Origin of the sequence: Cupriavidus sp. H18C1 (genome assembly GCF_049311595.1) — a bacterium.
GTDB classification, from domain to species: Bacteria; Pseudomonadota; Gammaproteobacteria; order Burkholderiales; family Burkholderiaceae; genus Cupriavidus; species Cupriavidus cauae.
The window spans coordinates 2069803-2094660 of sequence record NZ_CP186008.1 but is presented as its reverse complement, the minus strand read 5'-3'; the positions used below and the strand labels follow the sequence as shown (position 1 = coordinate 2094660).

Below are 24858 nucleotides of genomic sequence, written 5' to 3'. Positions count from 1 at the left end.
GGAATTCCGGGACAGTGGACCCAATGTCGACCCGCTGTGGAAAACCGGGCTTACTTGCCGCCCAGCGTTTCCAGCACGGTCCACTTGCCGCCCACGACCTTGTAGACGGTGATGCCGCCATCCTTCAGGTCGCCGCGTGCGTCGTAGGCCAGCGTCTTGGTGGTGACGCCCGGCATGTTGGTCGCCGCCAGCACCGGCAGATAGCGCGCCGGATCGGCCGAGCCGGCCTTGACCATCGCCGTCATCAGCGCGGTGGCGCCGTCGTAGGCATACGGCGAGTAGGTCTGGACCTTGCTCTTGAAGCGCTTCTCGTAGTCCTGCGCATACTTGGCGCCGCCCGGCATCTGCTCCAGCGGCAGGCCGGCCAGCGACACCACCGTGCCTTCGGCTGCCGGACCGGCCAGCTTCAGGAAGTTGTCGGTCTTGGACATCTCGCCCGACACCAGCGGCGACTTCAGGCCGAGTTCCTTGATCTGCTTGGCCATCGGCGCGGATTGCGTCTCGGCGCCGCCGAAGAAGATGATGTCCGGGTTGCTGCGCTTGATGTTGGTCAGCACGGCCTTGAAGTCCACCGCCTTGTCGTTGGTGAACTCGCGGCGCACGATCTTGCCGCCGGCTGCCTTGGCGGCCTTCTCGAACTCGTCGGCCAGGCCCTGGCCGTAGGCGGTACGGTCATCGACGATGGCGATGTTCTTCGCGCCGAGCTTCTTGACCACGTAGTTGCCGAGCACCGAACCCTGCTGGGTGTCGGAGGTCATCATGCGGAAGGTCGTCTTGAAGCCCTGGCGGGTGTACTCGGGCGCGGTCGCCATCGCGATCTGCGCGATGCCGGCGCGGTTGTAGACCATCGAGGCCGGGATGCTGGTGCCCGAGTTGAAATGGCCGAGCATGCCCTGGATGCCGTTGTCGACCAGCTTCTGCGCCACCACCGAGCCGGTCTTCGGATCGGCCTGGTCGTCCTCGGACAGCAGCACGAACTTGACTTCCTTGCCGCCGATCTTGGGCTTGGTGGCGTTCATCTGCTCGATCGCCAGCACCACGCCGTTCTGCATGTCCTTGCCGTACTGCGCCTGGCCGCCCGTCATCGGCGCGGCAAAGCCGAGCTTGATCTCCTGCGCCTGCGCGAACGCGGCGGACGCCGCGGTCAGGCCGGCGATCGTCAGTGCGACGGTCAGCGCCGTCTTGTGGAAGGTCGTGTTCATCCGTTCTCCTTGGGTAGCCTGTAGGCCGGTTCACTGCACTCTTGGAAGCGTTCGGCCCGCCCCTGCGGACCGCGCTTTCTCGGTGGCGCAGCGAGGGCGGGATCGCCGCCGCACCTGCGCCTGTCTGGCGCCCAACCCGGACGTCGGACCGATACGTCCAACCGGCTCAGGCGCGCAATCGTTGCGGTCAATCGCTGCGGTCAGTCCTTGCGGTCAGCCGATCGTCATCAGGCTCGCGTTGCCGCCGGCCGCCGCGGTATTGACCGACAGCGAGCGCTCCATCAGCAGACGCTCCAGCGCGATGCCGGTGTCGCCGTGGCCCAGCCCCTGCACGCCGACGATCGGACCGGGCCGCTGCGCGACCTGTTCGCACACGGCGCGCAGCTGGTCCGAATCGCCGTGGTGCAGCACCGCATCGAAGGCGACGTCGGCCGCGCTCCAGTCGGCAACCAGGCGGACGCGCGATTGTACTGCCTTCGGCAGCCGCGCATACAGCGTCCGCGCGGGCTCGGCGTCCGGGCACAACGCGCCGGCTCCGACCGCCAGCACCGCCGCCAGCTGCGTGGCCAGGTCGGCTTCGTTGGGCGCCAGGCACAGCACGGTGTCGCGCGGCAGCAGCGTGTAGGTATTGCGCTCGCCGGTCGGGCCCGGCAGCGTCACCGTCATGCCCGAGGTCGAGGCCGCGGCAAAGCGCTCGCACTGTTCCACCAGCGCCGGCGCCGGGGCCGTGGCCGATGCCGCCCACTGGCGGTAGGCATCGAAGGCGGCCTGGGCCTCGGGGCGCAGGGCCGCACGCGGCTCCGCGGCCGGCGCGTCGGCCGCCGCGGCCGCACGGGCCACGGCGACGAACGCGTCCTGCGGGCAGGTCGACAGCAGGCGGTGCAGATAGAGCGGACCGCCGGCCTTCGGACCGGTGCCCGACAGGCCCTCGCCGCCGAACGGCTGCACGCCGACCACCGCGCCGACGATATTGCGGTTGACGTAGAGATTGCCGACATGGGCGCGCGACACGATATGCTCGATCGTTTCGTCGATGCGGGTGTGCACGCCCATGGTCAGGCCGTAGCCGGTGGCATTGATCTGGTCGAGCAACGCATCCAGGCGCGAACGCTGGTAGCGCACCACGTGCAGCACCGGGCCGAACACCTCGCGCTGCAGCTCGCCGATATGGTTCAGTTCGATCAGCGTCGGCGGCACGAAGGTGCCATGGCGGCACGCGGCCGACAGCGCGGCGTTGGCATCGGCCTGATGCACGCGGCGGCCCTTGGCGCGCATCGCCTCGATATGCTTGACGATGCCGGCGCGCGCCTCCTCGTCGATCACCGGGCCGATATCGGTCGACAGGCGGTCCGGGTTGGCCATGGTCAGCTCGGCCATCGCGCCCTTGAGCATCTCCAGCACGCGGTCGGCCACATCCTCCTGCAGGCACAGCACGCGCAGCGCGGAGCAGCGCTGGCCGGCCGAATCGAACGCCGAGCTCACGACGTCGGCGACCACCTGCTCGGCCAGCGCCGACGAATCGACGATCATCGCGTTCTGGCCGCCGGTCTCGGCGATCAGCGGCACCGGGCGGCCGGCGGCATCGAGGCGGCCGGCCAGATTGCGCTGCAGCAGGCGGGCGACCTCGGTCGAGCCGGTGAACATCACGCCCTTGACGCGCGCATCGCCGACCAGCGCCGCGCCGACGGTCTCGCCGCGCCCCGGCAGCAGCTGCACCGCGCCGGCCGGCACGCCGGCCTCGCGCAACAGGCGCACCGCCTGCGCCGCGATCAGCGGGGTCTGCTCGGCGGGCTTGGCCAGCACCGTGTTGCCGGCGGCCAGCGCGGCGGCGACCTGGCCGGTGAAGATGGCCAGCGGGAAGTTCCACGGGCTGATGCAGACCACCGGACCCAGCGGACGATGCGAGTCGTTGGAGAAGTGCTCGCGCACCTGCACCGCGTAGTAGCGCAGGAAGTCGACCGCCTCGCGCACCTCGGCGATCGCGTTCGAGAACGTCTTGCCGGCCTCGCGCATGATCACGCCCATCAGCCCCTGCATCTGCGCTTCCATCAGGTCGGCGGCGCGCTCCAGCGCGGCGGCGCGGACCTCGGGCGGCGTCGCCTGCCAGATCGGCGCGGCATTGACCGCGGCCTGCAGCGCGGCCTCGACATCGGCGGCGCTGGCCTCGGTGACCTGGCCGACCACATCGCGATGGTCGGCGGGATTGAGCACCGGCGCGGTTTCGCCGCCGCCAACAGGGTCGACCCCCAGCATCGGCTCGGCGCTCAGGCGCTCGGTCGCGCCGTGCAGCAGCGCCGACGACAGCGAGGCAAGGCGATGCTCGTTCGACAGATCGAGCCCCGCCGAATTGGCGCGCGCCTTGCCGTACAGGCCGCGCGGCATCGGAATGCGCGGATGCGGCAGGCCCAGCGTGCCCTCTTCCTTGTGCATCCGTTCGACCTGCGCGACCGGGTCGGCGACCAGTTCGTCCAGCGAGATGGTGTCGTCGGCGATGCGGTTGACGAACGAGGTGTTGGCGCCGTTCTCCAGCAGACGCCGCACCAGGTAGGCCAGCAGCGTCTCGTGCGTGCCGACCGGTGCGTAGATGCGGCACGGCCGGTTCAGCTTGCCCTCGGCCACCGGGCCGACCACCTGGTCGTACAGCGGCTCGCCCATGCCGTGCAGGCACTGGAACTCGTACTGGCCGGGGTAGTAGCTATGGCCGGCGATCTGGTAGATCGCGGCCAGCGTGTGCGCGTTATGGGTGGCGAACTGCGGATAGATCGCGTCCGGCACCGACAGCAGCTTGCGCGCGCAGGCCAGGTACGACACATCGGTGTAGACCTTGCGCGTGTAGACCGGGTAACCCTCCAGGCCGTCGACCTGGGCGCGCTTGATCTCGCTGTCCCAGTAGGCGCCCTTGACCAGGCGGATCATCAGGCGATGGCGGCTGCGGCGCGCCAGGTCGATCAGGTAGTCGATCACGAAAGGGCAGCGCTTCTGGTAGCCCTGCACGACGAAGCCGATGCCGTTCCAGCCGGCCAGCTCGGGCTCGAAGCAGAGCCGCTCCAGCAGGTCCAGCGAGATCTCCAGCCGGTCGGCCTCCTCGGCGTCGATGTTGATGCCGATGTCGTACTGGCGGGCCAGCAGCGTCAGCGACTTCAGGCGCCCGTACAGCTCGCCGAGCACGCGCTCGTGCTGGGCGCGGCTGTAGCGCGGATGCAGCGCCGACAGCTTGATCGAGATGCCCGGGCCCTCGTAGATGCCGCGGCCGCGCGAGGCCTGGCCGATCGCGTGGATCGCCTGCTCGTAGGACGCCAGATAGCGCTGCGCGTCGGCCTCGGTCATCGCGGCCTCGCCCAGCATGTCGTACGAGTAGCGGAAGCCCTGGGCCTCGTACTTGCGCGCGTTGGCCAGCGCCTCGGAGATCGTCTCGCCGGTGACGAACTGCTCGCCCATCAGGCGCATCGCCATATCGACGCCCTTGCGGATCAGCGGCTCGCCGCCCTTGCCGATGATGCGGGTCAGCGCGCGGGTCAGGCCCGCCTCGTTGTGGGTCGAGACCAGCTTGCCGGTGACCAGCAGGCCCCAGGTGGCGGCGTTGACGAACAGCGACGGGCTCTGGCCCAGGTGCGATTGCCAGTTGGCGCCGCTGATCTTGTCGCGGATCAGCGCGTCGCGAGTGGCCTTGTCCGGAATGCGCAGCAGCGCCTCGGCCAGGCACATCAGCGCCACGCCTTCCTGCGACGACAGCGAGAACTCCTGGATCAGCCCCTGCACCAGTCCTTCCCGGCCGCTGCCGACCTTCTGCTGGCGCAGGTTCAGGGCCAGCTTCTTTGCCATCGCCAGCGCGGCGTCGGCCTGCTGCTGCGGCAACCGTGCCTGCTCCAGCAGCACCGGCACGCATTCGGTTTCGGGCCGGCGGTAGGCGGAGGTGATGGCCGCGCGCAGCACCGACTGCGGCTGGATGCTCTGGGCGAACTCCAGGAAGGGCTGTGGCGCGCCCTCGCCGGCGACCGCGTCGAGCGTGTCGGCGCCATCGGCCTCCGGCTGGCCGCTGCCGTTCACCTCGTGCGGCGCCTGTCCGCGCTCGATCTGCTCGAGGTAGGAGAAGATCGCCTGCTTGATCAGCCAGTGCGGCGTGCGGTCGATCGACTGGGCAACGCGCTTCAGGCGGTCGCGGGAGGCGTCGTCGAGCTTGACGCCGAGGGTGGTGGTGGCCATGCGAGGAGATCTCCGAGGAACGCGCTTGCCGCCTCTGCATCGCCCACCCCGGGTCGCTCAAGGAGAGCCTGGACAGTCGTGCGGAAGTCGCGCGATGTGACGCAAATTGGCGCGATCATACTCCCGGACAAAGCCAGGGTGCAACTTGGTATAACCCACTAGGTGCAACTGCCATGAAAGCACCGGCTTCGTGCGGTTGCACCGCCGGTGTGCCGAACGGCGGTGGCGGGCTTCGTGCGCCCGTGGTCAGATCCGCAACGGGTCGATCTCCAGCTGCCAGCGCACCCCTTTTACGCTCGTCCCGACTTCACTGAAAGTTTGCGTCCACTCTCCGACAAAGCGTTGCAGCGCCATGCGCGAGCCGCTTTCGATCAGCATCTGGGCGCGCTCCCGGTTGGCGATCCGCACCATCGACATCGGCACGGGGTCGTGCAGTTGCACCTCGGCGGCCAGCGCCATGCCGTCGGCCCGCTCGCGGGCGGCATGCAGGAAGTCCAGGGCCCGTTGCAACTGCCCATGCTCGGCCGTCACCAGCACCTGATGGACGAAGGGCGGCAGCCCGGCCTGGCGCCGTTCGCGCAGCTGCGTGGCCGCAAAGCCGTCGTAGTCGTGGCGTACCAGCGCCTGCAGCGCCGGGGCATCCGGATAGCGGGTCTGGATCAGCACCTCGCCCGCGAGGCCCGCGCGGCCGGCGCGGCCCGACACCTGCATCAGCGACGCGAACAGGTGCTCGGCCGCGCGGAAATCGTGGCTGAACATCGCCGCGTCGGGATGGACGATGCCGACCAGCGTCACGCGCTGGAAGTCGTGGCCCTTGGCAATCATCTGGGTGCCGACCAGGATGTCGACCTCGCCGGCGTGGACCTCCTCGAACATCGCCTGCGCGCTGCCCTTGCGGCGGGTCGAATCGGCGTCGATCCGTGCGATGCGCGCCTGCGGGAAGCGCGCGGCCAGCGCCTCCTCGATCCGCTGCGTGCCGCGGCCCAGCGGCGCGATGTCGACGTTGCCGCAGTCCGGACAGTGGTGCGGAATGCGGGCCTCGAGCCCGCAGTGGTGGCAGCGCAGGCAGCGCTCGGGCCGATGCAGCACCAGGTACGCGGAGCAGCGCGGACAGCCGGACAGCCAGCCGCAGCTGTCGCAGGCGATCACCGGCGCATAGCCGCGTCGGTTCAGGAACAGCAGGCTCTGCTCGCCGCGGGCCAGGCGCGCCTCGATCGCCTGCAGCAGCGGCGCCGACAGGCCCTCGTAGAGCGGCCGCTGGCGCTGCCGCTCGTGGTTCAGGTCGACCAGCCGCACGGTCGGCAGCACCGCGTCGGCCTGCGCGCGCTCGCGCAGCACCAGCTTGCGGTAGGCGCCCTGCTCGGCCCGCCACCAGGATTCCATCGACGGCGTGGCCGAGCCGAGCACCACCGGGATGCCGAGCTGCTTGGCGCGCCAGACGGCCAGATCGCGGGCCGAGTAGCGCAGGCCCTCCTGCTGCTTGTACGAGGTGTCGTGCTCCTCGTCGACCACGATCAGCGCCAGCGTCGGCAGCGATGCCATCACCGCCATCCGCGTGCCCAGCACGATGCGCGCCTCGCCGCGATGCGCCGCCAGCCAGTACAACGTGCGCTCCTGGTCGGCCATGCCGCTGTGCAGGACGGCCAGCGGCGCCGCGGGGAAGCGTGCGGCGATGCGCGCCTGCAGCTGCGGCGTCAGATTGATTTCCGGCACCAGCATCAGCACCTGCGCGCCCGGGTCGCGCGCCAGCGTGGCCGCGATCGCGTGCAGATAGACCTCGGTCTTGCCGCTGCCGGTCACGCCGTGCAGCAGGAAGGGGGCGAAGCCGGTGGCGGCGGCGATGGCGTCGACGGCCTGGCGCTGCTCCGGGTGCAGGGGGGGTGCGGGGGGGGACGTACTGCGGCCGTAGATTCGGCCGTTGCGCCAGGATCGGCCGGATCGCGGCGGTCGCCACCGCCACCCGGACCCGAGTCGCCCGAGTCGCCCGAGTCGCCCGAGTCGCCCGAGCTGCCCGAACCGCCCGAGTCGCCAGAGTCGCCAGAGTCGCCAGAGTCGCCCGAGTCGCCGGGTTCGCCGGGTTCGCCGGGTTCGCCGGAGTGGCCGAGGCCGCCGGGGTTATCGCGATCGCCGTGGTTGCTGACGATGCCGGACTCACCGGAATCAGCAGAGTCACCGGATTCGCCCGGCTCGGCGGCCGTCAACAGCGGCCGGTCCACCGTCTCGCAGTCGACCCAACCCGCCTCCACCCATTGCGCCAGCCGCGCCGGCGCGGCGGTGCACAGCACGCGCGCGGCCTGCTGGGTCAGCCACTGCCCTTGCGCCGCGGCATCGATCAGCGCCTTCGCCAGCGCGCCGACGGAGCGCGCGCGCGGCGGCACCGCGGCCAGCAGCGCCTCGGCACAGCCGTCGCGCAGCCGGAACTGCTCGGTGCGGGCGCGTGCCGCCAGGCGGGGCCAGGCCTGCGCGTCGCGCAGACCGGGCGGCAAGGCCGGCAGGATCACCTCGCCGAGGCGCCGGTGGTAATAGGCGGCCGCGAAGGCCGCCAGCGCCAGCCAGTGCGCATTGAGCGGCGGCAGCCAGCCGAGCCGCTGCGATACCGGGCGCAGCCGGTCGGCCGGTACCTCGCTGCAATCGGTGCCGGCAATGGCGACCCCAACCATCTCGCGCCGGCCAAACGGCACGACAACGAGTTCGCCCGGACGGACGGGCCCGCCGTCCAGCTCGGCGTTCAGATAATCGAAGCGGTCGTCGGCAGGCGTGTCCAGCGCGATCTGCACCAGCGGCGCCGCGGCGCGGCCGGCTTCGTTCTGCGGCGGCGAGCCTGGCTGGGATGGGGACGAGGACGACACGATCAGCGGAGGCGGGGGATGGCCGGCGAACTCCGCCGGCATCAGAGTGTGCACCATACACGACACCCCGTCGCCGAGGCTGTGCATCGGCGGCGCGCGGCGGGGGCACGGAGGCGGCGTGCCGGTCGTTGGGTGCGGTGCAGCATCAACTTAAAGTAAAACTTCAAATGTGGGGCTAAGTCGATGATAGATGACCAGTTTTCCCCTCTCTCCACATCGCCTGTGGATAACTTTGTTGAAAACTCGGGCCAACTTGCCGTAAAGGCGCGCGAAACAAGGCTTTCGGGACCATGACCATGCTCCAGCGCCTGCTGTCAAGCCATTAAAAATCAATGACTTAGCAATATCCCCCCGATTGTGTTAAGTGATAACCCCGTCGTGCAGTGCGGAAAGCCCATTTGTGTGCATAAGTCAAGCCTTGACAGGCGCCGATTCATCGCCGAAGCGCCACGATGGCGCCCCGCAGGCGCACAATCCGGCAGCGCAGACCGACCGGCACCGGCGCGCGAGGGCCTACGCCTGGGCGCCGTCGCGCTGCCGCAGCGCACGGCTGTGGCGGTGCACTTCGTCGACCAGCACCGTTACGCTCTCGGGCGGCGTGAATTGCGAGATCCCATGTCCGAGGTTGAAGACATGGCCGTCGCTGCCGCCGCCGGCCGCGTAATCGTCCAGCACCCTGCGGGCCTGTTCGCGGATGCCGGCCTCGTCGGCGAACAGCACGGTCGGGTCCAGATTGCCCTGCAGGGCGACGCGGCCCCCGGTGCGCCGGCGCGCCGCGGCCAGATTGACGGTCCAGTCCAGGCCGATGGCGTCGGCGCCGCTGTCGGCCAGTTGCTCCAGCCACAGGCCGCCGCCCTTGGTAAAGACGATCACCGGCACACTCTCGCCCTGATGCTCGCGGCGCAGGCCGGCGATGACCTTGCGCATGTAGTCGAGCGAGAAGCGCTGGTACATGCCGTCGGCCAGCGTGCCGCCCCAGGTATCGAACAGCATCACGGCCTGGGCGCCCGCCTCGATCTGCGCGTTCAGATAGGCGGACACGGCCTGCGCATTGATCTCCAGGATTCGGTGCATCAGGTCCGGGCGGGCGTACATCATGCCCTTGACCAGCCGGAAGTCGTCGGAGCCGCCGCCTTCGACCATGTAGCAAGCCAGCGTCCACGGGCTGCCCGAGAAGCCGATCAGCGGCACGCGCTGGCGGCCGTCCTGCACCAGCGCACGGCGGATCGAAGCGACCGCATCGAACACGTACTGCAGTTCGCCCATATCCGGCACCGCCAGCTTGGCGACATCGGCCTCGGTGCGCAGCGGCCGCGCGAAGCGCGGGCCCTCGCCCTGGGCGAACGACAGGCCGAGGCCCATCGCGTCGGGAACGGTCAGGATGTCCGAGAACAGGATCGCGGCGTCGAGCGGAAAGCGGTCGAGCGGCTGCAGCGTGACTTCGGTGGCAAACGCCGGATTCTTGGCCAGGCCCAGGAAGCTGCCGGCCCGTGCGCGCGTGGCGTTGTATTCGGGCAGATAGCGCCCGGCCTGGCGCATCAACCACAGCGGCGTGTATTCGGTCGGCTGGCGGCGCAGCGCGCGCAGGAAGATGTCGTTCTGCAGTGCGGTCATGGTGGTCCTCGTCAGCCCGCCATTCTACGGGATCGCCACACCGCCGCCGGCAGTATCACCGGCATGGCGCTCCGGTGATTCCGCGCGCCGGTCCGCCTGGCTTCATTGCCTGTCCCCTGCCTCGTCCCTTGTCCGGCCGCGCTACTCGTCCAGCCTCATTCCTCGTCCAGCCTCGATCTCGTCGAGCGTCCTCCCCCGTCGAGCATCATTCCTCGTCCAGCAACTGGGCGAAGGCCTGGGCGCCACGCCGCATCCATTCCCGTGCCCGCGGCGATTCGCCCTGCAGGCGGGCGAAGCCATGGGTCATGCCGCTCGCCTCGATGGTGATCACCGCGGCGCCTTCGCGCACCAGATGATCGGCGTAGGCGAGGCCGTCGTCGCGCAGCACGTCGTGGGCGGCGACCAGCACCACCGTCGCCGGCGGGACCACGGCGGCGTGGCCGGGGAGCGACGCCATCAGATGCAGGCGAGGATCGTCCATTGCCGTGCCGTCGGCGAGCCGCGCATCGCCGATGAACTGCGTCCAGTACCACGTCATTTCGTCGCGCGTTAGGCCGGGGCCGGCGGCAAAGGCGCGATAGCTCTCGCTCGCGAAGCGGGGTGCGGTGACCGGATAGATCAGAAACTGGCCGCGCACCAAGCCCGGCGTGGCGGCATTGGCGAGTGCGGCCGCCTGCGCCGCCAGATGGCCGCCGGCGCTGTCGCCGGCGACTGCAAGGAAGCGCGGATCGACTTCGAGGGCGTCGCGCCGCTGCGCCAGCCACCGCACGGCGTCGAGGGCGTCGTCACAGGGCGCGGGATAGGGATGCTCGGGTGCGAGCCGGTAGTCGACGCTGACGACCGCACAGCCGGTATCGAGCGCCAGCGCCGCGGCCACGCCGTGGTGGGTCTCGTGCGAGCCAACGACCCAGCCGCCGCCGTGGAAATAGGCCAGCAGACGCGGCCTCGCCACCGCGGCGGGCCGGAACAGGCGCGCGTTCAGCGTCCTGCCCGCCAGCGCGATAGGCAGCTCGGACACGGCGAGCCCTTCCGGATCGGGACGATGCGACAGCGCCGCGACCTCACGGAAGCGGGCGCGCCGCTCGAGCGCATCGGCGGGCACCGGCGCGCCGGCATAGCGGTCGGCGAGTCCGCGATAGTAGGCAAGCAGGTCTGGGTCGATGGCCATGGCGTTCCCGAGCGAAATCGTGCGAGAGGAAAGGAGGGGAAGACGGAAAGCGAAGCGGTCGCGAAGGGGTCGCGAAGGGTCGAATGATACGCGGCGACGCCGCTCAACCACGCATCGTTTCGACCTTGCTGCAGCGGTCCTGCACCGCCATCAGCCCGGCGCCCTTCGCGCGGGCCAGCGCCTCGTCGTTGACGATGCCCAGTTGCAGCCAGACGCCGCGCGCGCCGATCGCGATCGCCTCGTCCACCACCGGCGGCACATCGGGCGAGCGCCGGAAGATATCGACCCACTCGATGCGCTCGCCCTCCGCCGCCAACGCCTGCGCGGCATCGCGCAGCGAGGCATGGCAGCGTTCGCCCAGGATGGTCTCGCCGGCGTGGTTCGGGTTGACGGGCACGATCCGGTGACCGTGCCGCTGCAGGAAGGCGGCTACCTCGTGGCTGGCGCGCTCGGGCTTGTCGGACAGCCCGACCACGGCGACCGTATGCAGCTTCAGCATGCCTTCGATATCGGCCTGCATGGTATCCATTCAGTGCTCCTCGGCAGGCGGGCAGGACGCCCGCGGCGATGAAACACTGCCGGTGCACGCACTGAGCGTCAACCCCGCCGACGTGATCCGGCAAGCAGTGCCGAAACGGAAATAGTCATGCACCAGAACGATGCCAGCGTGCGATAGCCAACAGAGTGTGCCTATTTTTGTGGCTATTGCGGCCAATTTGCCGTCTTTTCGCTTTCAACTACTTGCAAACCGATACACTTTGTTACTGCCATTGGGGGAAGTTTCCCCCACAATGCTTTGACACATTGTGAACTTTGTGACGGCGCCGCAAGCCAGAGAGCCGCAGGCGCCCTGAAGAAAGCCCAGCAGCAGAATGTATTGCCGGTGTCCCGATAAACGGCGCGAATAGTAGTGGAATAAGCGCCAGATCGGATGCCGGTGCTGCGGCGAACGGTAGCGAAGCCTGCGAGACAGGCTGTCCATGCAAACAGGACGCGCTACACGTCGCCCGACCGAACCCGTTCCTTCGAATTGACCCCTCGAAGGGATTTTCCCGTCCGCGCGGCGCCTCCCCGGCCCGCGCGCTTTTTTTGTGTTTTTAGTTTTCTGTCAGTGTTTGTCTGACTTTAGCCAACAGCATAGCTCGCATCATGAAAAAGGCAGCCTGACGGCTGCCTTTTTCCTTCGCGCTGACGAAAAAGCAACGCCTGGACGGGCCCTGCTTACTTCTTCCGGCGCAGACGAGCGATGGCCGCCAGCTGTGCAGCGGCGACCGCCAGCTCGCTCTGCGCACGCGCCAGATCGAACTCGCTGCTCTGGTTCTGCAGCAGCTCCTCGGCGGCGCGCTTTGCTTCCTGCGCCTTGGCCTCGTCGAGGTCGGTGCCACGGATCGCGGTGTCGGCCAGCACGGTGACGTGCTTGGGCTGGACTTCCAGAATGCCGCCGGCGACGAACACGAACTCTTCGCTGCCGTCTTCCTTCTCGATCCGCACCGCACCCGGATGGATGCGCGTGATCAGCGGCGTGTGCCCGGGCAGGATGCCCAGCTCACCCGACTCGCCCGGCAGCGCCACGAACTTCGCCTGGCCGGAGAAGATCGAGGCTTCCGCGCTGACGACGTCTACAAGAATGGTTGCCATGTGAATTCCTTTGTCCAGTCGCTTCGCTTGGAACGGCGGCGCGCCCGCGCACGAACACCGTGCCGGCGCGCCGTCGCCTGGCGAGGCTTACTGGAGCTTCTTGGCCTTCTCGAAGGCTTCGTCGATCGAGCCGACCATGTAGAACGCCTGCTCGGGCAGGTGATCGCACTCGCCGTCCACCAGCATCTTGAAGCCGCGGATGGTTTCCTTCAGCGGCACGTACTTGCCCGGCGAACCCGTGAACACTTCCGCGACGTGGAAGGGCTGCGACAGGAAACGCTGGATCTTCCGTGCACGCGCCACCGCCAGCTTGTCTTCCGGCGACAGTTCGTCCATGCCCAGAATCGCGATGATGTCGCGCAGTTCCTTGTAGCGCTGCAGGGTCTGCTGGACGCGGCGGGCCACTTCGTAGTGCTCGGTACCGACGATCTGCGGATCCAGTTGGCGCGAGGTCGAGTCGAGCGGGTCGACGGCGGGGTAGATACCCAGCGCGGCGATGTCACGCGACAGCACGACGGTCGAGTCCAGGTGCAGGAAGGTGGTGGCGGGCGACGGGTCGGTCAAGTCATCCGCCGGCACGTACACGGCCTGGATCGAGGTAATCGAGCCGGTCTTGGTCGACGTGATGCGCTCCTGCAGCTTGCCCATTTCTTCAGCCAGCGTCGGCTGATAGCCCACGGCGGAAGGCATACGGCCCAGCAGTGCCGACACTTCGGTACCGGCCAGCGTGTAGCGGTAGATGTTGTCGACGAAGAACAGGATGTCGCGGCCTTCGTCGCGGAAGCGCTCGGCCATGGTCAGGCCGGTCAGCGCCACGCGCAGACGGTTGCCCGGCGGCTCGTTCATCTGGCCGAACACCATGGCCACCTTGTCGAGCACGTTCGAGTCCTTCATTTCGTGGTAGAAGTCGTTCCCTTCACGGGTACGCTCGCCCACGCCGGCGAACACCGACAAGCCGCTGTGCTGCTTGGCGATGTTGTTGATCAGCTCCATCATGTTGACGGTCTTGCCGACGCCGGCGCCGCCGAACAGGCCGACCTTACCGCCCTTGGCGAACGGGCAGACCAGGTCGATCACCTTGATGCCGGTTTCGAGCAGGTCCACCGAAGGCGACAGTTCGTCGAACTGCGGGGCCTTCTGGTGAATCGCGCGCACTTCGTCCGCGGCGATCGGGCCGGCTTCGTCGATGGGACGACCCAGCACGTCCATGATGCGGCCCAGCGTGCCGTGACCGACCGGCACCGAAATCGGCGCGCCGGTGTTCTTCACGGACATGCCGCGGCGCAGGCCGTCGGACGAGCCCAGCGCGATGGTACGGACGACGCCGTCACCGAGCTGCTGCTGCACTTCGAAGGTCAGGCCCTTCTCGGCGAACGACGCTTCGTTGCTCTCTTCCAGCACCAGCGCGTCGTACACCTTCGGCAGCGCGTCGCGGGGGAACTCGATGTCCACCACGGCGCCAATACACTGCACAATATTTCCGATACTCATTTCGTATCTCCGATAGCTTGAATTCTTGACGCCCAGTCTCGTCAGTTACACGGCTGCCGCACCGCTGACGATTTCCGACAATTCCTTGGTGATCGCTGCCTGGCGGGTCTTGTTGTAGTCCAGCTGCAGTTCTGCAATCACGTTCTTGGCGTTGTCGGACGCCGCCTTCATGGCCACCATGCGCGCCGACTGCTCGGACGCCATGTTCTCGGCCACGGCCTGGTACACCAGCGCTTCAACGTAGCGGACCAGCAGGTCTTCCACCACCGTCTGGGCGTCGGGCTCGTAGATGTAATCCCACGAGTAAGCGCGCTTTTCCTCTTCGGTCTGCGCCATCCGCTCGGCGGACAGCGGCAGCAGCTGCTCGACCATCGGCTCCTGCTTCATGGTGTTGACGAACTTCGTGTACGCCAGGTACACGGCGTCCACCTCACCATTGGTGAAGGCGTCGAGCTGGACCTTGATCGCGCCGATCAGCTTTTCCAGATGCGGCGTATCGCCCAGATGCACCACGTGCGAGACCACCTTGGCGCCAACGCGGCCCAGGAACTGCATCCCCTTGGTGCCGATCGCGGTGGATTGCACCTGCACACCGCGGTTCTGCCAGTCGCGCAGTTCGTTGGTGACGGCGCGCAGCACGTTGGTGTTCAGGCCGCCACACAGCCCCTTGTCGGTCGTCACCACGATCAAGCCGGCGCGCTTGACTTCGCGCGCCTGCAGGAACGGATGCTTGAACTCCGGGTTGGCCGTGGCCAGGTGCGCGGCAATGTTGCGCACCTTCTCGGCGTACGGGCGGGCAGCACGCATCCGCTCCTGCGCCTTGCGCATCTTGGATGCGGCGACCATTTCCATCGCCTTGGTGATCTTGCGCGTGTTCTGCACGCTCTTGATCTTGGTTCGAATCTCTTTCGTTCCGGCCATATCTTCCTCTCCAGTCGTGCCGCGCCCCGGCTGCCGTCCCTCTCAGGCCGGCGCCGGTTGCGCGGTCCGTGGAATCACGCGGTTAGAACGCGGCGGACTTCTTGAAATCCTCGATCGCGGCACGCAGGGCGGCTTCGTCGTCCTTCGACAGATCCTTGGTGTCTTCGATACGGTTGACGAGATCGGCGTACTTGGTCTTCAGGTGGTCGTGCAGGCCCTTTTCGAACGGCAGGATGTCCTTCACTTCCACGTTGTCGAGGAAGCCATTGTTGGCGGCGTACAGCGACGCGGCCAGCTGCCACACCTGCAGCGGCTGGTATTGCGGCTGCTTGAGCAGTTCCATCACGCGGCGGCCGCGCTCGAGCTGCTTGCGGGTGGCATCGTCCAGGTCCGAGGCGAACTGCGCGAACGCAGCCAGCTCACGGTACTGGGCCAGGTCGGTACGGATACCGCCGGAAAGCTTCTTGACGACCTTGGTCTGCGCAGCGCCACCGACGCGCGACACCGAGATACCGGCGTTGATCGCGGGACGGATACCGGCGTTGAACAGGTCGGTTTCCAGGAAGATCTGGCCGTCGGTAATCGAGATCACGTTGGTCGGCACGAACGCGGACACGTCGCCGGCCTGCGTTTCGATCACGGGCAGCGCGGTCAGCGAACCGGTCTTGCCCTTGACTTCGCCATTGGTGAACTTCTCGACGTAGTCGGCGTTGACGCGCGCGGCGCGCTCCAGCAGACGCGAGTGCAGGTAGAACACGTCGCCCGGGTAGGCTTCGCGGCCCGGCGGGCGGCGCAGCAGCAGCGACACCTGGCGATAGGCCCAGGCCTGCTTGGTCAGGTCGTCATAGACGATCAGCGCGTCTTCGCCGCGGTCGCGGAAGTACTCGCCCATCGTGCAGCCGGCGTAGGCGGCCAGGTACTGCATGGCGGCCGAGTCCGAAGCGGCGGCGGCCACCACGACGGTGTATTCCATCGCGCCGGTCTCTTCCAGCTTGCGCACCACGTTGGCGATCGTCGACGCCTTCTGGCCGATTGCCACGTAGACGCAGAAGACGCCCTTGCCCTTCTGGTTGATGATCGCGTCGACGGCGACGGCGGTCTTGCCGGTCTGGCGGTCGCCGATGATCAGCTCGCGCTGGCCGCGGCCGATCGGCACCATCGCATCGATCGACTTCAGGCCGGTCTGCACCGGCTGGCTCACCGACTGGCGGGCGATCACGCCCGGGGCGACCTTCTCGATCACGTCGGTCAGCTTGGCGTTGATCGGGCCCTTGCCGTCGATCGGCTGGCCCAGCGTGTTGACCACGCGGCCCAGCAGTTCCTTGCCCACCGGCACTTCCAGAATGCGGCCGGTGCACTTGACCTGGTCGCCTTCCGAAATGTGTTCGTAGTCGCCCAGCACCACGGCGCCGACAGAGTCGCGCTCGAGGTTCAGCGCCAGGCCAAAGGTGTTGCCGGGGAATTCCAGCATCTCGCCCTGCATCACGCCGGACAGGCCGTGCACGCGGCAGATGCCATCGGTCACGGAAATCACCGTGCCGGTGTTGCGCACTTCAGCTTCGGCGCCAAGGCCCGAGATGCGGGACTTGATCAGCTCGCTGATTTCTGAGGGGTTCAGTTGCATCACAATGCTCCTAATTCTTCAATCCGTCGGCTGTCCGCACATCAGGCGGTCAGCGCGGCTTGCATGGCGGCCAGGCGCGCGCGCACCGAGGTGTCCAGCACTTCGTCGCCCACCTTGACGCGAACGCCGCCGATCAGCGAGGGGTCGACCGTCACGGTCGGCACCAGCTTGCGCCCGAACTTGCGTTCGAGCGAGGCGATCAGATCGGTCAGCGGCGCGCCGTCGAGCGGAAACGCGCTGGTGATTTCGACGTCGGCCGAACCTTCTTGGGCGTTCTTCAGCGCATGGAACTGCTCGGCAATCTCCGGCAGCACGGTCAGGCGGTCGTTGTCCACCAGCAACTGCACGAAGCGGCGCGCCTCGTCGTTGACCGGAGACTTCAGCACCGACAGGAACAGTTCGGCCAGCTTGTCGCCGGGAACGTTCGGATCGTCGGCCAGCGCCTTGATCTCCGGGGTGGCCGCGACCTGCCCCATTTCCGAAACCAGCTCGGACCATGCACCCAGATTGCCGGCGTTGGCCTCGCTGGCGACGCGGAACAGCGCCTCGGCGTAGGGACGGGCAATGGTTGCGGTTTCTGCCATGATTAGAGCTCGGCCTTCAGTTGGTTGAGCAGGTCGGCGTGGACCTGCGCATTCACTTCACGCTTGAGGATCTGCTCTGCACCCTTGACGGCCAGCACGGCGACCTGGTCGCGCAGCTGCTCGCGTGCCTTGGTGACCTGCTGCTCGGCGTCGGCCTTCGCTTGCGCGATGATGCGTGCGGCTTCGGCCTGGGCGTTGTGCTTGATCTCTTCGGCGACCATCTGGGCGCGCTTCTCTGCGTCGGCGACGCGTTGCGCACCTTCGGCGCGGGCTTCGGCCAGGGCCACGTCCACGCGCTTGTTGGCCAGCTCGAGTTCGGCCTTGCCCTTTTCGGCAGCCGCGAGACCGTCGGCGATTTTCTTTGCGCGTTCGTCGAGCGCCTTCACCAGCGGCGGCCAAATGAATTTGGCGACAACCCACCACAGGATGAAGAACACGACCATCTGCGCAAAAAACGTTGCGTTCAGATTCATGGTGTGTTCCTTTCGGTAATCAAACTACAGATAAATGCGCAAAGGCGGCCAGGCTAGTGGCCTGCGCCGCCCGTCAGCATCATGCAGACCGAAAAGATTTACTGAATGACGGCCAGCAGCGGGTTGGCGAACGCGAACAGCATGGCCACGCCCACACCGATCAGGAATGCCGCGTCGATCAGGCCGGCCAGCAGGAACATCTTGGTCTGCAGCGGGTTCATCAGTTCCGGCTGACGCGCGCAGGCTTCGATGTACTTGCCACCCATCAGAGCGATACCCAGGCAGGCACCGATCGCGCCCAGGCCGATGATGATGCCGATACCGATGGCGGTCAGACCCTGGATGTTGGCGAGAAATTCTTGCATGACGACTCCTTTAATTTGAGAAGAGACTTAGAACCAAAAAAACCAAAAACCAAAAAACCGGAAATCAGTGCTTGTCGTGTGCCTGGCCGAGATACACCAGCGTCAGCATCATGAAAATGAAGGCCTGCAGCAGCACGATCAGGATGTGGAAGATCGCCCAGACCGCGCCGGCAATCACGTGGCCGACGAAGCCCAATGCCGACAGGTCGGCGCCGAAGGTCCACATCGAGCCCAGCAGCGCGATCAGCAGGAACACGAGTTCGCCGGCGTACATATTGCCGAACAGTCGCATGCCGAGCGAAACGGCCTTGGCCAGGAATTCGATGACGTTCAGCACCAGGTTGAACGGGGCGAGGTACCACTTGCCGCCGAACGGGGCCGACAGCAGCTCGTGCACGAAGCCGCCCGCACCCTTGATCTTGAAGCTGTAGTAGATCATCAGGATCAGCACGGCGAACGACATGCCCAGCGTGCCGTTCAGGTCGGCGGTGGCCACGGCCTTGTGGTGCGGCAGGTGGACGCCGAACACGCCCAGCAGGTGGTTCAGGCCGTGGACCCAGTCGACCGGGATCAAGTCGATCGCGTTCATCATGGTGATCCAGCAGAACACCATCAGCGCCAGCGGCGCGATCCACGAACGGTCGCCGTGGATGATGCCCTTGGCCTGGTCGTCGACCATCTCGACGATCATTTCGACGAAGGCCTGGAAGCGGCCCGGCACGCCGGCGGTAACGCGACGCGCGGCCAGGTACAGGAACAGCACGGCGATCGCGCCGCACAGCACCGACCAGAACACGGTGTCGTAATTGATCACGCCGAAGTCGACCACGGAGGCCTGCTTGCCGCCGATCGAATTCAGGTTCTGCAAATGTTCGGCGATATAGCCGGATGGGGTGAGCGCGTTTTCAGCGCCTTGAGCAGTTGCCATGTCGAATCGAACCGTATATTGCGAAACCTGTTTGACCTGCATTCGCCATCGCGAACGCTCGGTATGCTTCTTGCACCGCCTTCGGCTCGTCGGCCGGTCACCGCAATGCAAGTCGCTTCGTAACTTTCCGACGCCGCGCCCGATTCCAAATCGGTGCCGCATCCAATCTTGTTTTCTCGAAACCGGCCCTCAATTGCCCTGAATCAGAACAACGCGGCACTGGTTCGGGGCATGGCGTTCCGCAATTCGACGAATCGAAAATCTATCGAATCGCCAGCGCCACCCAGTACGTCTTCAACGCAAGCAGGAACGTGACCAGCATCGGTACCCAACGCAGATCGCGGTACAGCACCACCACCAGCACGAACAGCGCGACGGTGGCCATCACCTTGATCGCCTCGCCGACCACCAGCCCGCCGATCGACGCGCGATCCCTTGCGAGCCACAGCCGGAAGGCGAAGAACGCGCTCGGCACGCAGCACACCGCGCCGCCGAACAGCGCCGACCAGCCGTACGGTGCGGCCTCGGGCCCGAACACCGCCCAGCCGATCGCCGACAGCAGCGTCACCGCGACTTGCGCCAGCACCACCTTGCCCGGCGTCATCCGCGAGGGCCGCAGCGCGCGTTCGCCGAACAGCGACACCGCGTCGTCGTGCGACAGCGGCTGGATCGGCGCGGCGGGACTGTCGCCGGACGCGTCGTCGCGCCAGTCGTCACGGTCCCACGCGTCGCGATCCCACTCGTCGGCCTGACGCCCGGAAGTCCGCTCGGTACGGTCGGTATTCGATCCCGCGCGAGGCGGCTTTGGGTCTGTCGCCACTACAACTTGTCGGTCTGCCTGCTTGCAGTTCTGGCCAGGAACTTTTCGTCCTCGGCCAGTATTCAAACCGCACGATTTTACGGGGGAATGCAGATAACGAGTCAATCTGCTTACAGTTGCCTTGCAAGGCAAAACACCACAACTCTTGCTATCTCGCTTCGATCATGCTTGCGCGGATATTGCGCGGCAATGACCTGACACGTAATCGGATTGCGTAGCAAAAAAATGGCGCCGGGGGAAGAACCCGGCGCCATTCGCGCTGTTCCATTGGGCGATCATCGCCCAACCGCGTTCATGCGACCTGTCGTCCCGCGGCCGGATCGCGCAAGCGAGCCAGCACGCCGTCGAGCGCATCGTTGCTGGAAAACTGGATCGTCAGCTGACCCCTTGCCGCGCGCGCCGAGCTTGATCTGCACCGGCATGCCGAGCGCGTCGGACAGCTCCTCCTCCAGCCTCGCGACATCGCGTGCGCCCTGCCCGGTCTTCTGCTTCAGCGACTTCAAGTCGAAGGGCTTCAACGTCGAGGTCACCAGCTTCTCGGTCTCGCGCACCGACAGCCGCTTGTTGACGATCTGGTTGGCCAGCGTGATCTGGTGCGCGCCGTCCACCGCCAGCAGCGCGCGCGCATGGCCCATGTCGAGATCGCCGGCCATCAGCATGGTCTGCACCGGCTGCGCCAGGTTCAGCAGGCGCAGCAGATTCGACACCGCGCTGCGCGAGCGGCCGACCGACTCGGCGGCCTGCTCGTGGGTGAACTTGAATTCGCGGATCAGGCGCATGATGCCCTGCGCCTCTTCCAGCGGGTTCAGATCCTCGCGCTGGATGTTCTCGATCAACGCCATCGCGGCCGCGGCCTCGTCGGCCACGTCCTTGATCAGCACCGGCACCTTGTCCAGGCCCGCCAGCTTGGAGGCGCGGAAACGGCGCTCGCCGGCGATGATCTCGTAGCGATCCGGCTCGGCCACGCGCCGCACCAGGATCGGCTGCATCAGCCCCTGCGCGCGGATGCTCGCCGCCAGTTCCTGCAGCGCGCCCTCGTCCATTCGCGTGCGCGGCTGATACTTGCCGGGCTGCAGCTGATCGACGCGCAACACGGTCGGCGAACCGTCCTGGCGCGCCGCCTCGACGATCTCCGCCGGGCCGCCCAGCAGGGCTTCCAGCCCACGGCCCAGGCCCTTCTTCTTCGCGGTACTCATGGTGGTGGCTCCTTGCTTGCTGCCGCTCGCCGGCTCAGGCGATCTGGCCCAGTTGCTTGACGCGCGCGATCATCTCGGCGCCGAAATCGAGATAGGCCTTGGCGCCCTTCGACGCCGGATCGAAGGCCACGCCCGGCATGCCGTACGACGGCGCCTCCGCCAGCCGCACATTGCGCGGAATCATCGTCTTGAACACCTTGTCGCCGAAGTGCGCTTCCAGCTGGGCAGAGACCTGCTGCTGCAGCGTCACGCGCGGATCGAACATCACACGCAGCAGACCGATGACCTTCAGGTCCTTGTTCAGGTTGGCGTGCACCTGCTTGATCGTATTGACCAGATCGGACAGCCCCTCCAGCGCGAAGTACTCGCACTGCATCGGCACGATCACGCCGTGCGCGGCGCACAGTCCGTTCAGCGTCAGCAGCGACAGCGACGGCGGGCAGTCGATCAGCACGAAATCGTACTCACCCTCGACCTCGGCCAGCGCCTGGCGCAGCCGGCGCTCGCGATGCTCCAGCTCGACCAGTTCGACCTCGGCACCGGCCAGTTCGCGGTTCGCCGGCAGCACGTCGTACTTGCCCGACTCCGAGCGCTGGCGCGCCTGCGGGATCGTGGCGAAGCCGACCAGCACCTGATAGACGCTGTGCTCCAGCCCCTGCTTGTCGATGCCCGAACCCATCGATGCATTGCCTTGCGGATCGAGATCGACCAGCAGCACGCGCTGCCCTTGCGCGGCAAGGCCAGCGGCGAGGTTCACCGTGGTGGTGGTCTTGCCCACCCCGCCCTTCTGGTTTGCGATCACGAATACCTTTGCCATGGGTTGTGCAGCTCCTCGCTTGTATTCAGTCGGCGCGCGCATCGCTGCGCTCGCCACGGCGCGACAGCACCACCAGGTGGCGTTGCGCGTCCAGTTCGGGCACCGCCAACGGCGGCACCGCTTCGACCTGCCAGGCCGACATCAGTCCGGCCTGCTCCATCCGCTCCAGTTCGGCGTGCGGATAGACCCCTTTCATTGCGATCATGCGGCCGCCCGGTGCCAGCAGGTGGCCGGCCAGCGTGACGAAGTCAGTCAGCTCGGCGAAGGCCCGTGACGTGATCACGGCGAAACCGTCGGCGTCCGCCAGCTTCTCCACGGGTCCCCAATGGGCCGCCGCATTGGCCAGCCGCAGTTGCGCGCGGCACTGGGTCAGGAAGGCGGTCTTCTTCTGCACGATATCGACCATCAGCACCGACACGTCGGGACAGGCGATCGCCAGCGGCAGGCCCGGCATGCCGCCGCCCGAGCCGACGTCCAGTACCCGGGCCCGCGCGCTCGGCGCGACCTCGGACCGGCGCGCCGCCTCGGCCAGCGCCGGCACGGCGGCCAGCGAGTCCAGCAGATGATGCGTCAGCATCTCGTCCGGATGGCGGATCGCGGTCAGGTTATAGGTGGCGTTCCATTTGCGCAGCAGCGCCAGATAGGCGAGCAGCGTCTCGATGCGGGCGTCGTCGAGCGGCAGGCCGATCGCGGCCAGGCCCGCCTCGAGGCGGCGGCGCTGGGCGGCCTCGTCGACCGCGCCGTGGCGCCGCGCCTGGGATGCGTGCGGACCGCCCACTCAGGCCGCCTCGCGGCCCGAGCCGGCCGTCTTGCCGCGGCCCATGCCCTTCTTCTTCAGGTGAACCAGCAGCAGCGAGATCGCCGCCGGCGTGACGCCCGAGATGCGCGAGGCCTGGCCCAGCGTCTGCGGGCGGTGCTGGTTCAGCTTCTGGCTGACCTCGAAGCCGAGGCCGCGCACTTCGGTGTAGTCGAAGTCGTCCGGCAGCCGGGTCGATTCGTTGGCTTCCAGCTTGTCGACCTCGGCGGCTTGGCGGGCGATATAGCCGTGGTACTTGATGCCAATCTCGATCTGCTCGCGGATCTGTTCGGCCTGCAGGGGGTCGTCGGCCAGCGGCTCGGCAGGGGCGTGGCGGCCTGCCTGCAGCGCCATCAGCGCCTCGTAGCCGACGCCCGGGCGCCGCAGCAGGTCCGCCAGGCTGTATTCGCGCTCGATCGCCTTGCCGAGCAGCGGCACCGCGTCGTCGGCGGGCAGACTGGCCGGATTGACCCAGGTGCTCTTCAGGCGCTCTGTTTCACGTGAAACAGCATCGCGCTTGCGGTTGAAGGCGTCCCAGCGCGCGTCGTCGACCACGCCAAGCTCCCGACCGACCTCGGTCAGCCGCATGTCGGCATTGTCCTCGCGCAGGCTCAGCCGGAACTCGGCGCGGCTGGTGAACATCCGGTACGGCTCGGTCACGCCGCGCGTGATCAGGTCGTCGACCAGCACGCCCAGGTACGCCTGGTCGCGGCGCGGCGCCCAGGCCTCGCGCTCCTGCGCGTAGCGGCCGGCGTTGATGCCGGCCAGCAGCCCTTGCGCCGCAGCCTCTTCGTAGCCGGTCGTGCCATTGATCTGGCCGGCGAAGAACAGCCCGCCGATCGCCTTGCTCTCCAGCGAGGCCTTCAGCGCACGCGGATCGAAGTAGTCGTACTCGATCGCATAGCCGGGACGCAGGATATGGGCGTTCTCGAGGCCGCGGATCGAATGCACCAGCTCCAGCTGCACATCGAACGGCAGGCTGGTCGAGATGCCGTTGGGATAGAACTCGTTCGTCGTCAGCCCTTCCGGCTCCAGGAAGATCTGGTGGCTTTCCTTGCTGGCAAAGCGATGGATCTTGTCCTCGATGCTCGGGCAGTAACGCGGCCCCACCCCTTCGATCACGCCGGTGTACATCGGCGAGCGGTCCAGCCCGCCTCGGATGATTTCGTGGGTACGGGCGTTGGTGTGGGTAATCCAGCACGGCAGCTGTTGCGGATGCTGCTCCGGGCGGCCCAGGAACGAGAACACCGGTACCGGATCGAGGTCGCCGGGCTGCTCTTCCATCACCGAGAAGTCGATGGTACGGCCGTCGATACGCGGGGGCGTGCCGGTCTTCAGGCGGCCCTGCGGCAGCTTCAGCTCCTTGAGCCGAGCCGACAGCGTGACCGCGGCCGGATCGCCGGCACGGCCGCCGGTGTAGTTGTCCAGCCCCACGTGGATCTTGCCGTCCAGGAAGGTGCCGGCGGTCAGCACCACGGCGCGGGCGCGGAAGCGGACGCCGACCTGGGTCACGGCGCCAACCACGCGGTCACCCTCGACCATCAGGTCGTCGACGGCCTGCTGGAACAGCATCAGGTTGGGCTGGTTCTCCAGCCGGGTGCGAATCGCCTTGCGATACAGCACGCGGTCGGCTTGGGCGCGGGTGGCGCGGACGGCCGGGCCCTTGCTGGAGTTCAGGATGCGGAACTGGATGCCGGCCTCGTCGGTGGCGGCCGCCATGGCGCCGCCGAGAGCGTCGACTTCCTTGACCAGATGCCCCTTGCCGATGCCGCCAATCGACGGATTGCAGCTCATCTGCCCGAGCGTCTCGATGCTATGGGTCAGCAGCAGCGTCTGGCAGCCCATGCGGGCCGCGGCCAAGGCCGCTTCGGTGCCGGCATGGCCACCGCCGACGACAATGACATCGAATTCTTTCGGGTAAAGCATGGGGGCACCTCCTCCGGGAGGCTGGAGAGGGAAAAACGGGATGCCGAATTATACCGGCATTCACTTGGGCATTCCGGACACACTCCCGTTCCACGTGAAACATTGTGCTTCCACGGAGCCATGTTTCACGTGAAACAACGCCGGCGTCGCGTGGCCACCACCTCGTTTCACGTGAAACGCCGCCATGCCGCCACTGCCCGGGTAGTGTTCCACGTGAAACAAAAAAGGCCGGACCATCGGCCC

19 protein-coding genes and 1 pseudogene are annotated in these 24858 nt (G+C 67.2%); all 20 read right to left on the bottom strand.

Translation table 11 applies throughout. The annotated features are described in order from the left end of the window. Positions 1-50: 50 nt before the first annotated feature. Positions 51-1202 carry a branched-chain amino acid ABC transporter substrate-binding protein gene (locus OJJOAM_RS09675; protein WP_149317487.1) on the bottom strand — a complete coding sequence of 384 codons (1152 nt, stop codon included), beginning with the start codon at positions 1200-1202 and terminating at the stop codon, positions 51-53. A 213-nt stretch (positions 1203-1415) separates the two neighbouring features. Then, complete coding sequence (putA, locus tag OJJOAM_RS09670; RefSeq protein WP_422647835.1) at positions 1416-5405, bottom strand: trifunctional transcriptional regulator/proline dehydrogenase/L-glutamate gamma-semialdehyde dehydrogenase; 3990 nt, start codon at positions 5403-5405, stop codon at positions 1416-1418. A 246-nt stretch (positions 5406-5651) separates the two neighbouring features. Beyond that, the gene (locus OJJOAM_RS09665; RefSeq protein ID WP_422649638.1) at positions 5652-7205 is read right to left on the bottom strand and encodes a primosomal protein N'; all 1554 of its coding nucleotides are present in this window, start codon (positions 7203-7205) and stop codon (positions 5652-5654) included. Then, positions 7202-8296: a hypothetical protein gene (locus OJJOAM_RS09660; RefSeq protein WP_422649556.1), complete on the bottom strand. Its 1095-nt coding sequence runs from the start codon at positions 8294-8296 to the stop codon at positions 7202-7204. Before OJJOAM_RS09660 ends, OJJOAM_RS09665 begins: the two co-directional genes overlap by 4 nt. A gap of 471 nt (positions 8297-8767) precedes the next feature. After that, positions 8768-9868 carry a uroporphyrinogen decarboxylase gene (gene hemE / locus OJJOAM_RS09655; protein ID WP_422647834.1) on the bottom strand — a complete coding sequence of 367 codons (1101 nt, stop codon included), beginning with the start codon at positions 9866-9868 and terminating at the stop codon, positions 8768-8770. A gap of 205 nt (positions 9869-10073) precedes the next feature. After that, positions 10074-11036: an alpha/beta hydrolase gene (locus OJJOAM_RS09650; RefSeq protein ID WP_422647833.1), complete on the bottom strand. Its 963-nt coding sequence runs from the start codon at positions 11034-11036 to the stop codon at positions 10074-10076. Positions 11037-11139: 103 nt separating this feature from the next. Continuing rightward, on the bottom strand, positions 11140-11565 hold the full coding sequence (locus OJJOAM_RS09645; RefSeq protein WP_422647832.1) for a CoA-binding protein: 426 nt from the start codon (positions 11563-11565) through the stop codon (positions 11140-11142). A 692-nt stretch (positions 11566-12257) separates the two neighbouring features. After that, entirely contained in the window at positions 12258-12674 is a 417-nt protein-coding gene (locus OJJOAM_RS09640; RefSeq protein WP_149317482.1) for a F0F1 ATP synthase subunit epsilon, read from the bottom strand. 87 nt (positions 12675-12761) lie between these two features. Then, positions 12762-14165, bottom strand: coding sequence for a F0F1 ATP synthase subunit beta (gene atpD, locus OJJOAM_RS09635; protein ID WP_422647831.1), 1404 nt, complete (start codon positions 14163-14165; stop codon positions 12762-12764). Between the two features lie 45 nt (positions 14166-14210). After that, positions 14211-15086 carry a F0F1 ATP synthase subunit gamma gene (gene atpG, locus OJJOAM_RS09630; protein ID WP_422647830.1) on the bottom strand — a complete coding sequence of 292 codons (876 nt, stop codon included), beginning with the start codon at positions 15084-15086 and terminating at the stop codon, positions 14211-14213. An 82-nt stretch (positions 15087-15168) separates the two neighbouring features. Continuing rightward, positions 15169-16710, bottom strand: coding sequence for a F0F1 ATP synthase subunit alpha (gene atpA / locus OJJOAM_RS09625; protein ID WP_422647829.1), 1542 nt, complete (start codon positions 16708-16710; stop codon positions 15169-15171). 41 nt (positions 16711-16751) lie between these two features. Continuing rightward, positions 16752-17294 carry a F0F1 ATP synthase subunit delta gene (locus tag OJJOAM_RS09620; protein WP_422647828.1) on the bottom strand — a complete coding sequence of 181 codons (543 nt, stop codon included), beginning with the start codon at positions 17292-17294 and terminating at the stop codon, positions 16752-16754. Positions 17295-17296: 2 nt separating this feature from the next. After that, positions 17297-17767 carry a F0F1 ATP synthase subunit B gene (locus OJJOAM_RS09615; protein WP_422647827.1) on the bottom strand — a complete coding sequence of 157 codons (471 nt, stop codon included), beginning with the start codon at positions 17765-17767 and terminating at the stop codon, positions 17297-17299. Positions 17768-17865: 98 nt separating this feature from the next. After that, entirely contained in the window at positions 17866-18132 is a 267-nt protein-coding gene (atpE, locus tag OJJOAM_RS09610) for a F0F1 ATP synthase subunit C (protein ID WP_006579745.1), read from the bottom strand. 64 nt (positions 18133-18196) lie between these two features. Next, positions 18197-19060, bottom strand: coding sequence for a F0F1 ATP synthase subunit A (gene atpB, locus OJJOAM_RS09605; RefSeq protein WP_149317478.1), 864 nt, complete (start codon positions 19058-19060; stop codon positions 18197-18199). A 262-nt stretch (positions 19061-19322) separates the two neighbouring features. Continuing rightward, positions 19323-19880, bottom strand: a complete 558-nt coding sequence (locus tag OJJOAM_RS09600; RefSeq protein ID WP_422647826.1) for an ATP synthase subunit I — start codon at positions 19878-19880, stop codon at positions 19323-19325. 292 nt (positions 19881-20172) lie between these two features. Then, positions 20173-21076, bottom strand: a pseudogene (locus OJJOAM_RS09595) (ParB/RepB/Spo0J family partition protein). Between the two features lie 34 nt (positions 21077-21110). Beyond that, positions 21111-21893, bottom strand: coding sequence for a ParA family protein (locus OJJOAM_RS09590; protein WP_149317475.1), 783 nt, complete (start codon positions 21891-21893; stop codon positions 21111-21113). A gap of 25 nt (positions 21894-21918) precedes the next feature. After that, positions 21919-22671 (bottom strand): 16S rRNA (guanine(527)-N(7))-methyltransferase RsmG, encoded by a 753-nt coding sequence (gene rsmG / locus OJJOAM_RS09585; RefSeq protein WP_422647825.1) that lies wholly within the window; start codon positions 22669-22671, stop codon positions 21919-21921. Beyond that, on the bottom strand, positions 22672-24615 hold the full coding sequence (mnmG, locus tag OJJOAM_RS09580; protein WP_422647824.1) for a tRNA uridine-5-carboxymethylaminomethyl(34) synthesis enzyme MnmG: 1944 nt from the start codon (positions 24613-24615) through the stop codon (positions 22672-22674). Positions 24616-24858 lie beyond the last annotated feature (243 nt).